Source organism: Mycobacterium saskatchewanense (assembly GCF_010729105.1).
Classification (GTDB): Bacteria; Actinomycetota; Actinomycetes; order Mycobacteriales; family Mycobacteriaceae; genus Mycobacterium; species Mycobacterium saskatchewanense.
In genome coordinates, this window is record NZ_AP022573.1 from 1,447,615 (window position 1) to 1,461,091 (window position 13,477).

A 13,477-nucleotide genomic window follows, 5' to 3' on the forward strand; every position below is an offset into this window, starting at 1 on the left:
GCACGTGCGTTCGAAACATGGGCGTGACCGCGCTCAGGCGTCGATCACCAGGCGGTCCGATTTCGCCCGCGACACGCAGACCAACATGTCGCCATCGCCCTCGCCGCCGCGTCCACGGCGCTCGACCTCGCCGGCCAGCACCTTGACCTTGCAGGTGCCGCAGAACCCTTGCTGGCAGGAATAGGCGGTCGCCGGGTCGCGGTCGAGCATCACGGCCAGCGCCGACCGGTTCGCCGGCACACTGAGCACCTGCCCAGACCGGGCCAGCTCCAACTCGAACGGGTTGCCGTCAACCACGGGTGGCGGGCTGAATCGCTCGTAATGCAATGGCGCATCGGCGAACTGATCGCGCGCCACGCGCACCGCCTCCAGCATGGCGGTTGGTGCACACACGTACACCGCCGTCCTCGGGCCAGCCCCGGCCAGGAGCTCGTCGGTGGTCGGGAAGCGGCCGTGCTCGTCGTCGGCCCACACGGCCACCCGTTCGGGGTCCACCGACAGCGCCTCGTCCAGCAGCGGCATGGCAGCGCGGCTACGACCCGCATAGATTGCCCGCCAATTCATCCCGCACTGATGGGCCACCTTGATCATGGGCAGGATCGGCGTGATCCCGATCCCACCGATGACGAACAGCACGTCGCGCTCGTCGGTGACGAGATAGAACGCATTTCGCGGACCCTCGAATTCAAGCGTCTCGCCCACCGCGAATGCGTCGTGCATTTCGATGGAACCGCCCCCGCCGTCGGCGATCCGGCGCACGGCGATGCGGTAATCGGTGCGCCGACCGGGCGGGCCGCACAGCGAGTATTGGCGGCGGCGGCCCGAGGGCAGCCGAACGTCGATGTGCGCGCCCGGCGTCCAGGATGGCAGCAATCCGCCCTGCGGGTCGGCCAACGTCAAGGCGACCACGTCGGGGGCGAGCGGTTCACGCTTGGTGATCACCGCGGTGTTGGTGCGCTCGACCGGCACCACCCGCGACGGCGTCCAGCGGGACGCCGACGCCAGGCCGCCGAAGAGTGCTCCGACACCCCAGAGCGCGGTATAGGCCAGGTCTCGCTTTCGCCGGCCGTAAAGGTCAGCGGGTATGCTGCTCCAAATGCCCTGTGCTGCAGCCATTCTCACGCCTCCTGAACGTAGCCGGCGACGCGGTTAATGGCTTCGTCGACCCACTCACCGGTGAGCCGGCCGATGATCTCGGGATGCGATGCCACCGCCCAGTGCCCACCCGCGATGGGCACCACCCGGCCACCGGGCGGGATCGAGCCGGTAAACCGTTGCAGCGCAGGCGATACGAAGAAGTCCCAGCGCGCCACCAGCACCTGTGTCGGCACGGCCGTCTGTGGCAGTCGCTTTCCGTCCGCGAACAGCGCCGCGGGCATGTTGGCCCGGTAGAGGTTGAGCCCGTTGAGGTAGCCGCCGATCGACCGGTAGGAGGCGCCGCGCCGCCCGCTCGAGCCGCCGATACGTTCGACGGCGTCAAAGACTTTCACCGTTGCGCGGGTCCGGATCGCCAATTCCGCCAACCCCGGGCACAGGAAGAACCAGATGTACGAGGAGGCCAGCAACTGCTTGGCAACGTCAGCCACCGAACGCGGCGTTCGCGCCGACCGCAGGAACCTGCCCGCGTAGCTCAGGTGGGGTCCGGAGATCGACGTGAACGACGCGATCTTGCCCATGACGGACGGGTCGGTGACCGCGGCCCAGCCCTGAATCGAACCCCAGTCATGCCCCATCAGGTGGACACGGCCCATCCCGAGGCTGTCGATCACCGCGCCGACGTCCGCGACCAGCTGGGTCAGCCGATAGCCCGAACGGCCTGGCGGCGTGGATGATTCACCGGCACCGCGCACGTCGTAGGCCACGAAGTTGTATCGGCCGGCCAGCGTCGCCGCGACGCCATCCCACACCTGGTGGTTGTCCGGATAGCCGTGGATCGCCAACACGGTTGGGCGGCGCGGATCCAACTCGGTATAGGCGTGCACGGTCAACGAGACGCCGTCCGATGCGGTGACCGTGGTTCGGGCCGCGTGGAAGGTGGTCATCGACAATCCTCCTGACGTGCTCAGTGGGCAGCGCGCGCGGCGGGCGATCTGGCCAGGTAATCGACGGCACTTCCGACGCCACCCAATTCGGAAGGATGGAAACTCGGCGTGTAGTAGGCGCCGATGACCCGCAGGAACTGGAAGGGCCCGGGCACCAAACCACGCCGCGCCGCGCCGAAGTAGTCGCGCCAACGCGCTTTGGTCCCCGGCGGCAGGTACGGGTCGACCGAGTGCATGAACCGCACCCCGCGAATGAAGAGCCACAGCAACGCCGGCGTGACCAACAGCTGGGTGCGCACCTGCCGCCAGTAGCCGGCCCGCAGGTGCTTCATGGTATCGAAGGCGACCGCCTTGTGTTCCACCTCCTCCGCGCCGTGCCAGCGCAGCAGGTCCAGCATCACCGGATGGACGCCGACGGCATCGAGCTGCGGGGTGTCGAGGATCCAGGAACCCAGGATGGCGGTGTAGTGCTCGAGGGCCGCGACCATCGACACCCGCTCGAGCAGCCAGCTCTCCCGTCGCCGCCGGCTCCAGCGGGGCCGGTCGCCGATCAGCTTGCCGAACAGCCACGCCATCTGATCGGTGAACGGCGTCACGTCGATGCCGCGGGCCGCGAAGTGCTCGAGCACGCCCGAATGCGCCTGGGAGTGCATGGCTTCCTGGCTGATGAACCCCTGCACGTCCAGCCGCAGCTGGTCGTCCTTGATCAGCGGCAAGGCTTTCTTGAAGGCCTCGACGATGAACTCCTCGCCCGCCGGCAGTAGCAGGTGCAGGACGTTGCAGAAGTGGGTGGCGAAGGGCTCGTTGGGCACGTAGTAGAAAGGCAGCTCGGCCCAGTCGAATTCGACGTCGCGGGCCTGCAGGACGATCCGCTCATGGTCGAGCGACCCGTCATGCGGGCCGGCCGCCTGGTCGTCGACGGTGAACATGGTGACCCCCTGCCCTGCTGGTTGATCAGGCACTGCGTTGTGCCTCCGCCTCAGCCTCGGTGATCAGGCGCTCACTACGCAAGAACCGAACGAGATTGTCCACCGTGTCGGTGAGGGCCGGCTCGCGCAGGCGGACCTTGGCCAGCTCACGCGCCCGGCGGTACTGATCGTTGCCATAGCGCTTGTCCCGCATCGCCGCGATCTTGTCGGCCGACCGGGTCAGGAAATCGACCAGCGGGTAGAGCGCGTCGCGCGGCGTGCACCGGCGGTTCAACTGCTCCGCGAACGACGGGATGTCGTGGTAGGAGAAGCGGTAACCGTAGCGTTCGGACAGGATCCGGGTGATGTCCGTGAGGTTGTAGTACTCGTCGGCGGTCATGTTGAAGACCGTGCCCGCATCCTCCGGCAGGTCCATCAGCGCGACGATGTGGTCCGCGATCAGGTCCGCCGGCAGCAAGCTGAGCTGGTTGAGCGCGCTGGCGGCGATGCCGTGCTCGATCATGAACGCCAAAGTGCGCACCAGGATGTCGTCCTGGCTGCCGAAGCCCGCGTCGGTGGGCGAGATCAGCGAAGGCCGGTAGATACGCACGTCCAGGCCCTCGCGCTGCGCGGCCAGGGCGAGCTGCTCGGCGACCCACTTGGTCTGCGAGTAGCCGAAATCCAGCGCGTTCATCTCGGTGTTCGCATCCGACTCCCCGACCACCGGCTTGACGCTCCAGCCATAGATGAAGGTGCTGGAAACGAGGTGGAACGCCTTGCGGTGCCCGGTCATGGCCAGCCGCAACAACTGATGCGTGCCGCCGACGTTGGCGGGCCGCAGCGCGTCGTAAGTGCGGACGTAATTCACCAGCGCGCCGTTGTGGACGACGGCGTGAACGTCCTCGGCCAGTTGCTGGAACGCCGCCGGATCCAGGCCCAGGTTCGGCTCGGCCAGGTCACCACAGACCACCCGCACGCGCGCCCGGACTTGGGTTTCCAGCGCCGGCGACCACACCTGGGCCCGCCGCAGCGAGGCGACGATCCGGTCGACGCCGTGCTCCGCATCGGTCGCGCGGATCAGCGTGTGCAGGGTATAGGAGGTCCGCTCGAGCAGGCTGCTGATCAGGAATGGGCCCAGAAAACCGGTCGCGCCGGTCAGCAGGATGTCGGTGGTGGCACCCTCGCGGGCCGGCGGCAGCGCCGGCAACGGAAGCCGCGCGTCGGTACTCATCTGCAGGCTCTCGTACGCCTCGTTTTCGGCGGAGATTTCATCCAACGCCCGCCGCAGCGCGTCCAGCGGCTGTCCGGCTTCGTCACCGAATTGCCGCACCAGCCCGAAGAATTCGGCGACCGTCAGGCGCTGCAGCAGGCGGGTGTTGACGTCCCCGGCGACCTCGCCCGCGCCGTGCTCCTCGAGCAGGGCCTGCAGGTCGGCCCGGAGTTCGGCCAGCGCCAACGAGTCGATGCCCAGGTCCGCAAACGAGCAGTCCTCGTCTCCGGTCAGGTCATAGCTTTCCATCAGGTGGCGGAAACGTTCCAGCGGCCCCGCACCGGTGTCCGGCGCCCGGCGGGTCAGGTGGGTGTAGCTCGCCAGCACCGGCAGCTCACCGTCCAGCCAGAGCTGCCGGGTCTGCGCGCGCCTGATCTTCCCCGAAGTGGTCTTCGGAACCGTTCTAGCGGGCACGAACGCGATGGTGTCCGGATCGATCTGGCAGTGCCGGCGGATCGCGCGAGCCAGCGCCTTACCGTCCGGGAGCGCGTCGGGGTCCCGCACCTCGGCAATAACGACCAGCGTCTCCTGCTGGTCCCGCTCGACCGAGAAGGCTGCGACGCAGCCGTTGCGGATCTGGGCGGCCGACCGTTCCGCGATTGCCTCGATGTCGGCGGGGTAGGTATTCACGCCGCGGACGATGATGAGGTCCTTGGTGCGGCCGCAGACGAACAGCTCACCCTCGTACAGGAAGCCGAGATCGCCGGTCCTCAAATAGGTGTGCTGCTCGTCGCCGGCGATGCGCGCCGCGAACGCCTCGGCGGTGGCTTCCGGCCGGTGCCAGTAGCCGCCGCCCTTCGACGCGCCGGCCACCCAGACCTCGCCGACGCGGCCCTCGCCCAGCGCGCGCCTAGAATCAGGATCGACGATGCGAACCACGTTGCCCGCGACCGGCTTTCCGCTACTCACCAGCGCCGCCTGATTGTTGTTCTCGGGCACCGCCTTCTCGACCCGCGCAAGGTCGTTCTGCAAAGCGCGCTTGTTCACGGCAATGATCTGCCGGCCCCGCAGCGACACGACCAACGTGTTCTCGGCCAACCCGTAGGCACCGGTGACCGCGTCGGGCCGCAGACCATAGGGCGCGAAGCGCCGCCGGAAGCTGGTGAAAGTCCTGGCACGCAACGGTTCCGCCCCGATCACCATGGACTCGAGGCTGCTCAGGTCGACGCCCTCCAGCTCGGCGGTGGGCAGCTTGTCCTCGCGCAGGCAGTACTCGAGCGCGAAGTTCGGTGCGGGCGTGTGCGTCGCGCGCACGTCGCTGATGAGCCGCAGCCAGGCCGACGGGCGCTTGAGGAAGTCCTCCGGCGACATGGCGTGCGTGGTGCCGCCGATCACCAAGATGAACAGATAGGCGGAGATGAGACCCATGTCGTGGTGCTGGGGCAGCCAGCTGACCGCCACTTCGCTTTCGGTGAAGGCTGAGGCGTTGGCGACGACGTTGGCGTGGCTCACGATCACGCCCTTCGGATCGCTGGTGGAGCCGGACGTGTACTGCAGGAAGAGCACACGACCCGGCGTGTCGGCGACGGGTGCGCCGCCGAAGTCTTGCGCGCCGTCCGTCGCGACCCAGGGCAGTTCCGGGAGGCGCTCGGCGTCCGCCCAGGGCAGCGCGCCCTGCCGGTCGCCGAGCAGCACGCCGAAGTCGTGTTCCAGTTGCTTGGTCGACAGCACCGCTTTCGCCTGGCAGTCGCGCGCGATGAAGCTGAGCTTGGCGAGCCCGGCCTCGAACGACATCGGCAAGGGCGGGCTGACCGGGACTGCGATGACTCCGATGCGCGCGCAGGCGAACAGCGCCGCCACCATCTCCAGGCCCGGCGGGTAAAGCAGCAAGACCCGATCTCCCGCACGGAGCCGGGACTCCGCGGACAGGTAGGCGGCAAGCTCACGCGTCCGTTCGGCGAAGCTCTGGTAGGTGTAGCGCTCGAGCTCCCTGCCCCCGGCGTCGACAAACCGGTAGAGGGTCTGCTCCGGTTGCCGCTCTTCCCACATCCGCAGGTAGTCGATAAGCGTCTCCATGTCGGAGTCACTCCCTTCCGTTCGATGGCCTTTTGGTCGCTCGAAAAAGCGAATAAAACTCGATGTCGCACTCAATTGATAGAGCCGAGGGTAGCGTCGTCGATCGGCGTCAGGCAAAGCCTTTCCAGGCGTTTGGGCCATTACACACAAGGTTCACAGCCTCGGCATAGTTTGAGCGACAACTCCATTTTCACTGGTCTACTGATATCAGTAGACCAGTAGATCAGTACGCCACATACGCCCAGCTAGAAGGCTTTTCCGCGGACATACTGAGATACGGATTCGCGTAAATGCGGATCTTTCCGACTAAGGAAATTCCGCATTTTTCTTCGCTTCCGACCCAAGCTTTCGTTAATGCGACGCACGAACAGCGGCGCAATAGATCGGGGCTTTCGGCGATTAATAGCCCGTTCGATGAGGGCTTTCGGAAATATGGTGCCTCGTCCGCGGACGGCTCAGGCGCGCGTCAGGTCCGGGCGACGCGGATGAGCGGGCCCGCGCGGGCGACGAGCCGGACGATCCCATCGACCCGCTCGCCGTCGATGATCGGCGAAAGCGGCTCGTCCTCGGCCTCGATGATCATCTCTTGGCCGTTGACGTCACGCACCCGCTTGCCATGAACCGTCCCGTTGGTGAGGGCGGCGGGGAGCTGCACAACGATTCGGGACGGCCTGATCTCGCCGGCCTGGAAGTGCAGCGCCCCCGGCTCGGAGGCCTTGGGAAACAGCCGAAACGGGCCGCCGATACGAAGGTCGATGGCGCCGGCGTGCAGCAGCCTGTGCGTCCGCGTCGGCACCTCCTCACCGTCGATCACGACGCGGGCCCGCGTGGGAGTGAACAACACCGACGCGTAGTTGGGCGTCCTCACGCGACCCGGGGCGACCTTGGAGGTGATGTAGTCGCCGAACGTGCGAGCGATCACGCGCGCCACCGCGGTCCGGTTGTGGTCGGGGTGGGCGTAATACCGGTCGTAGAAGCGGTTGCCGACCCCGCCGGCGGCCAGGCCGAAGCACAGGCGATGGAACGTTTCGCCGTCCGCGGTTTCACCGTCGAGCGTCAGGGTGTCCAAACGCATTTCGGGCGGAGTCCGGCCGGCCTCGGCGGCGGCCGTGAGGGCACGGATGATGGCGTCGGCTCGGCCGCGGACGCCTGCCTTGCGCGCGACGGCGTTGACGCTGCCGCCGTTGGTAGGCACGAACGCCGGCCAGCTTTCCGGATCGCTGACGCACCCTTCCATTTCGTTGATCAACCAGTGCAGCGCGCCGTCACCCCCGTCGCCGATGAGGTGGGTGACCCGTGGATGGATCTGCCCGAGCGTCTTGCGGAGCTCGTCGATGGAAGCGGTTTCGTACACCTCGCCCCACGGGCCGACGATGCGCCGCACGTCGGCGGCGCGCTGCGGGTTGGCGCGGTTCTTGCGCGCGAGCGGGTTGACGATGACGCCTAGATACATGCCGGGCTCCCGGATGTGCGAGGGAGAGCGACGATTCGCGGTCGCGCCAGGCCGAGCCCCGAGGACCCCGGCGAGCAACCGAGGCACTCATCTGGCAATTCGCTGACCATCCCCGCACGATACCTGCGCCAAGCTCGTGGGCGAGATCACGCTCGAACACCGGCCGTCCGACAGGTCGCTCGATCAGATCGAACAACCGCCAAAGGCATTGCCCGCCGGGCCCTTTACGGACCGCCCACCAGCGGCACCACCAGCGGCCCCAGGTCTCGACGCTACTGTGGCTGCATGCGTGGTTGGACCGCAGCACAGCTGCCGTCGTTCGCCGGCCGTACCGTCGTCGTGACGGGCGCCAACGCCGGCCTGGGCGAGGTGACCGCCCGCGAGCTGGCCCGCGTCGGCGCGCACGTCATCCTGGCGGTACGCAACACCGACAAGGGTGAGGCCGCGGCCGCGCGCATGAGCGGTGACGTCGAAGTCCGTCCACTCGACCTGCAGAACCTGTCGTCGGTGCAGCGCTTCGCCGACGAGGTGGATCGGCTCGACATCCTCGTCAACAACGCCGGCATCATGGCCACCAATTTCGCCCGCACCGCTGACGGCTTCGAAGGTCAGATCGGGACCAATCACCTCGGTCACTTCGCACTGACCAACCGGTTGCTGCCGAAGCTCACCGATCGGGTGGTGACGGTATCGTCACTGCTTCACCACATCGGGTTCATCAGCCTCAAGGACCTGAACTGGGAAAGGCGGCGGTATTCGGCGTGGCTGGCCTACGGCCAATCGAAGCTGGCAAACCTGCTTTTCACCAGCGAGCTTCAGCGACGGCTGACCGGCGCCGAATCCTGCGTGCGTGCGCTCGCCGCGCATCCCGGCTGGTCGCACACCAACCTGCAAGGCAACTCGGGCCGCAAGCTGGGCGACGCGCTGGTGCTGGCCGCCGACCGGATCGTGTCCACCGATGCCGACTTTGGCGCCCGGCAAACGCTCTATGCGGCGTCACAGGACCTGCCCGGCGACACCTTCGTCGGTCCGCGATTCGGGCTGTACGGTCCCACCCAGCGGACCTGGCGCAACTGGCCGGCGAAGCGGGCCTCCACCGCGGCCGCGCTGTGGGACCTCTCCGAACAGCTCACCGGCGCCAAGTTCCCAATCTGAGGAGCGCACCGGCCGCACACCGCCGACGCGCCCGGACCATCGGTCGCGGCTAGATTGGAGGACGCGGTTCCTCCGCACGCCGGGACGAAACCGCGCAACACAGCGAACACATAAGAAACTCGAGTACAAGTGGGTGGACGTGCGGCCCGCGGGCCGGATGTCGGCGAGGAGGTCACCCATGTCGAAGGCCGAGATCGCGGCGATTCTGGCCCTGTGCGCCGCGCTGGCATCCGCGGTCGGCAATGTGGTCCGCCAACGCTCCGCGCAGGAGGTCACGGACAAGCCGGTCGGCCATTTGGCGCTCTTCGGCATGCTGCTGCGCGACAAGCGTTGGTGGATGGGCGGTTTGGGCGACATCTCTAGTTACTGCCTACTCGCCGCGGCGCTGGACAAGGGCTCGGTGCTGTTGGTCATGTCGCTGCAGGTGACCGCCCTGTTGTTCGCGTTGCCCATCTACGCGCGTTTCACCCGCCATGCCGTGACCCGCCAGGAGTGGATGTGGGCGGTGCTGCTGGCCGCGGCCTTGGCGGTCGTCATCGCGGTCGGGCAGCCGGCGGGTGGCCAGGAGCAGGGCGCCCTCACCTCGTGGGTGGTGGTGGCCCTGGTGATGGGTCCCCCGCTGCTGCTGTTCCTCGTGTGCGCCAAGACCTGGGCGGACCGCCCGGCCGCTGCGCTGCTGCTGGCCGCGGTGGCGGGTTCGTTGTTGGCGGTGTTCTCGGTGCTCATGAAGGGCGTCGTCGACGTGATCGAACACGGCGCGGGCCGGTTGTGGCAGACACCCGAGCTGTACGCCTGGGTTTTCGCCGGGGTCGCCGGCATGATCATCCATCAGTCGGCATATCGCGCCGGCGCGCTGACCGCCTCCCTGCCGACCATCATCGTGGCAAAACCGGTGGTGGCTGCCGTGCTCGGAATCACCGTGCTGGGTGAGACGCTGCACGCCGACGGCACCGGGTGGTTCGTCCTGGCGGCCGCGGCCGTGGTGGTGATTGTCGCGACGGTGGGCCTGGCTCGCGGTGAGGCCGCCACCATGGCGGCCGGCGCCGGGCGCGACGTGAGAATCGACGAGCTACCGAAGGCGGCGTCGCAGGCCTGAGCCGCCGGAATGGCTTGCCGGAACGGCGGATCACGACCCCGCAACCGTTGCGCCGCTAAGTCTTTGCAGTCACCCGCCGAGTAGGAGGCTGAGCCCCAGGCTGCCGGTGAGAATCGGGGGCACCGAGATCGTCCCGCCGCCGAAGATCGGGGGCAGGGTCAGCACGCCACCCGTGATGATCGACGGAATGCCGACGTCCCCACCACCGATGCTCGTGGGCAGGCTCAGCACGCCGCCGGTGAGGATGGAGGGAATGCCGATGGTTCCGCCGCCGAAGAAGGGCGGCAGGCTCAGCACGCCACCGGTGAGGATCGACGGCAGCCCGAGTTCTCCTCCGCCCAGGATCGACGGCAGAGCGAAGACGCCACCGTTGAGGATCGGGCTCAACAGGGTGGTGATCGGCGGCACGGAGAAAACGGCACCCCCGAGAGTCTCGGGCAGGCTCAGCAAGCCACCGGTGATGATCGACGGCAGGCCGAGGATGCCGCCCCCCAACGTCGCGGGCAGGTTCAGCAGGCCGCCGGTGAGGATCGACGGCACGACCAGTTCGCCACCGCCCAGGAGCGGGGGCAGGTCGACCACGCCGCCATAGATGAAGGGGTTGACCGCGTTGGCGAGCGCGGGCCCGAGGCTGGAGATCGGGGGCACGGTCAGCTGGGCACCACCCAGAATCGGCGGGAGGGACAGGACCCCGCCGGTGAAGATCGACGGGACGGTCAGCGCGCCACCGCCGAGGATCGGCGGCAAGGTCACCACGCCGCCGTCGAGAGTCAGGCTGATGCTGCCGCCCAGGAACGAGGACAAGCTCAGGTCGGCGGCGGCACTTTGCGCGCTGGCAGCCACGCCGCCAATTCCTTGCTCGAGCATTCGGGCGGGCGCATTCACCGCCCCGAGCAATGCCTCTCCGGCGTTGGCCGCTTCGGTGGCAGCATACGCACCGGCGCCGCCACTGAGCAGCCCGACGAATTGCTCATGGAAAGCGTTCGCCTGGGCGTTGAGGGCCTGGAATTCCTGACCGAAGTTGCTGAACAGTGAGGCCACCAGGCCCGAAATCTCGTCTTGGGCCGCGGCGACCACCGCGGTGGTGGTCGGCGCTGCTGAGGCGGCAGATTCGGCCAGCAGTGACCGTATGCCCGATAAATTCTGCGCCGCCGCGACAATTTCATCCGGAGTCGTGACCAGGTATGACATAACCACCTCCCGGTAAAGCCAATGCGACAGTCGCCCGAGGACCTCAGCAACATGAGCTTAATTAGGAGCCTTCGAAACGCCTACGAAAATAACGTTTTTCATGAATGCCGTGCATCGTCGATTCATCGTTTACGCCTCAATCCGTGCCCCCCAGCCCTCGAATCCGGCGTATTGGGTATGTTTTCAAACCAAAAGTATTTTGAATGCCCATATATGAAACCGGTCACCATGGCGCATTCGGCAACCACCCCCGGGGCCGGTCGGCTGCAGACCGCCATTACGGGACAGCCGTGGACGGAGTCGTGACACGAACCCAATTCCGTTGAAAGAATACAAGTTTGGCATCAATCGCCGCGGGGCAGATACCTGATTGTCGCCCGGCTCACCATGACGGGGGCTGGCCGGCGCGGATCCTGGCGACCTCGGTACGGGCGAAGTGCACGCGGTCCGTGTCGGCGCCGCGCGCGGCGGCCAGCGCGCCGGCGAGATCGTACGCGGCATTGAGAACGTAGCGGGCGCGTTTGCGTTGACGACGGCCGTGCGCGGCCTTGCGGTATGCCCGACGGGCCTTGCGCTTTCCGACCAACGCCTCGAGTTCGCTTGCCGTGATCACGTTTCGGGCTTCCTCGGGCGCCATGACGTCGCGCATGAATTCTCGCTCTCGCGCCACGGTCACGGTGTAGACCCGGGCCGCGATGGCGAGTGCGACGATGATCACCGCGGCGAGCAGACCCAACATCGTGAGGGGGATCGAGCCCGCGACTGCGGTCAGCGTGTCCCATGCGCCGTGCAGCAGCATCGCCGTAACCATGAGCAGCAGCCCGCGAAACACGCGCCGGGGCTCCGCCGCCCTGCCCAGCAGATAGATCAGGCCCGCGCAGAAAATCGCGCTGTAAACGATGTGCGCGCCGACGCCGCTCACCATCCGCAACACGATCGTGGCCAGGGATGCACCCACCTGATTGGCGCCGAATTGCGAGCCCGCCGCCGTCATCGCGTACACGATGTCCTCGACGATCTGGAACCCGAGGCCGATGAATGCCCCGAGGATGAAGCCGTCGAATGCGGTCCGCACCTGCCGCGGAGCCAGGGCGACCAGGAGCAGCAGTCCGATTCCCTTGGCCGGCTCCTCGACGAACGGCGCCGACAGTCCCGCACCCCAGTCCAGCGCCCACGCCTGGCCGAACGCCTTCGCGTACAGGGCGAGGATCGCGTCGTTCGCGCTGGCCGCCAAGATCCAGGTCGCGGCGAAACCGCCCCACAGAAACGCGACGACCATCAGCTTGGCGGGCAGTTTGGCGTAGCGGTCGATGCGCACCGTGAACCACCAGAACAGGGCTGCGTACACCCCGAACAACGTGACTGCCAGGCCAAGCGCTTGGCCGTAGGCGTTGTACTCCCGCGCGAGCTGGGAGGCGAAGGCGACCACCCCCGTGGCAACCAGCACCAGGTATCCCCAGAACGCGAAGTTGCGGGGTTGGTAAAACCTGAATCCCCTGCCCCAACCGGAAAGATCGAGCGCGATTTCGCGGGCCCGATCGAGGTCGCTCGGCGTCCCGGCCGCGCCCGTCACTGTTTGTCCTCTCCGCCACGGTTGATGCTGCGCATCATCCGGACAACGGTCGTCGTGGGCTCCGCAGCGCCATCAGATGGTCTGGTCGCCTCCGCCTCCACGCCGCGTCCCTCGAAGACGAACGCGGCGATGATGCCGCCCTTCTGTGGTCCGGTGATCCGCGCCGTCGTGCCCTGCTTTCCTTCTTCGGTGACGATGGTGGTGCGCCGGCCGGTCACGTGGACGCCGCGACCTCGGTTCAGCGCGTCGGTGGTTTTCTCGATCTGATCGAGCAGGGCGTTGGCGTCTCCCTGGAATGGCGCCGTGCGCACGGTGAATGTCACGTCCCCGTTCACCACGGTCGCGTGGTCGGGGTACTCCCCGGACAGCGGTCCGCGGCCGGCGCGCAGCCCGGACGTGATGCCCCAGCCGGCGTCGGGAACGAATGTCACGTCGCCCTGCAGTTCCATGACGTCGCCGGCCCTGACCAGGTCGTGGTACGGCACCGCCGCGTTGACCAGCGGCAACACCACGGCCATGACGGCGGCTACCGCGAACACCGTTAGTGTCGGCGCTATCGTGCGCCGATCCAGGCCGAGCCACCGCTGATCGGCGGGCACCCAGCCGTCGGCGGGTTCGAACTTCGGCGCCGAGGCCACCGGTTGCGGGCCATTCGACATGGCGTGCTTCCGACCTTTCTTCGTCGTACGGACCCCTCTGATGCCGTTCTTGGTCGACAGTAGCGGCGGCACAAAGTGCCCTCCCCGACCGTCGCGCAATCCGCGACGGGCCCA

The 13,477-nt window shown here is 67.3% G+C and carries 10 protein-coding genes; 2 read left to right on the plus strand and 8 right to left on the minus strand.

Annotated features, from left to right (window positions below; genetic code table 11):
• Positions 1 to 33: 33 nt before the first annotated feature.
• The 5 genes from G6N56_RS06770 to G6N56_RS06790 form a co-directional block, all read right to left on the minus strand.
• Positions 34 to 1,116: a PDR/VanB family oxidoreductase gene (locus G6N56_RS06770; RefSeq protein ID WP_085258514.1), complete on the minus strand. Its 1,083-nt coding sequence runs from the start codon at positions 1,114 to 1,116 to the stop codon at positions 34 to 36.
• A 2-nt stretch (positions 1,117 to 1,118) separates the two neighbouring features.
• Entirely contained in the window at positions 1,119 to 2,042 is a 924-nt protein-coding gene (locus G6N56_RS06775) for an alpha/beta fold hydrolase (RefSeq protein WP_085258513.1), read from the minus strand.
• A gap of 20 nt (positions 2,043 to 2,062) precedes the next feature.
• Positions 2,063 to 2,971, minus strand: a complete 909-nt coding sequence (locus tag G6N56_RS06780; RefSeq protein ID WP_085258512.1) for a metal-dependent hydrolase — start codon at positions 2,969 to 2,971, stop codon at positions 2,063 to 2,065.
• 25 nt (positions 2,972 to 2,996) lie between these two features.
• Entirely contained in the window at positions 2,997 to 6,236 is a 3,240-nt protein-coding gene (locus tag G6N56_RS06785; RefSeq protein WP_085258511.1) for a thioester reductase domain-containing protein, read from the minus strand.
• 466 nt (positions 6,237 to 6,702) lie between these two features.
• A complete protein-coding gene (locus tag G6N56_RS06790) occupies positions 6,703 to 7,689 on the minus strand; it encodes a diacylglycerol/lipid kinase family protein (protein ID WP_085258510.1) in 987 nt (328 codons plus the stop codon).
• Positions 7,690 to 7,974: 285 nt separating this feature from the next.
• Between G6N56_RS06790 and G6N56_RS06795 the strand changes: the two genes are divergently transcribed.
• Both G6N56_RS06795 and G6N56_RS06800 read left to right on the plus strand, forming a co-directional pair.
• The gene (locus tag G6N56_RS06795) at positions 7,975 to 8,844 is read left to right on the plus strand and encodes an oxidoreductase (RefSeq protein ID WP_085258509.1); all 870 of its coding nucleotides are present in this window, start codon (positions 7,975 to 7,977) and stop codon (positions 8,842 to 8,844) included.
• 178 nt (positions 8,845 to 9,022) lie between these two features.
• Positions 9,023 to 9,940 carry a DMT family transporter gene (locus G6N56_RS06800; RefSeq protein ID WP_085258508.1) on the plus strand — a complete coding sequence of 306 codons (918 nt, stop codon included), beginning with the start codon at positions 9,023 to 9,025 and terminating at the stop codon, positions 9,938 to 9,940.
• Positions 9,941 to 10,009: 69 nt separating this feature from the next.
• On the opposite strand, the gene G6N56_RS29420 is transcribed toward G6N56_RS06800, so the two are convergent.
• The 3 genes from G6N56_RS29420 to G6N56_RS06815 form a co-directional block, all read right to left on the minus strand.
• On the minus strand, positions 10,010 to 11,131 hold the full coding sequence (locus G6N56_RS29420) for a PE family protein (protein ID WP_085258507.1): 1,122 nt from the start codon (positions 11,129 to 11,131) through the stop codon (positions 10,010 to 10,012).
• Positions 11,132 to 11,513: 382 nt separating this feature from the next.
• Positions 11,514 to 12,704: a PrsW family intramembrane metalloprotease gene (locus G6N56_RS06810; protein ID WP_085258506.1), complete on the minus strand. Its 1,191-nt coding sequence runs from the start codon at positions 12,702 to 12,704 to the stop codon at positions 11,514 to 11,516.
• Positions 12,701 to 13,363 (minus strand): hypothetical protein, encoded by a 663-nt coding sequence (locus tag G6N56_RS06815; protein ID WP_085258505.1) that lies wholly within the window; start codon positions 13,361 to 13,363, stop codon positions 12,701 to 12,703. Before G6N56_RS06815 ends, G6N56_RS06810 begins: the two co-directional genes overlap by 4 nt.
• Positions 13,364 to 13,477 lie beyond the last annotated feature (114 nt).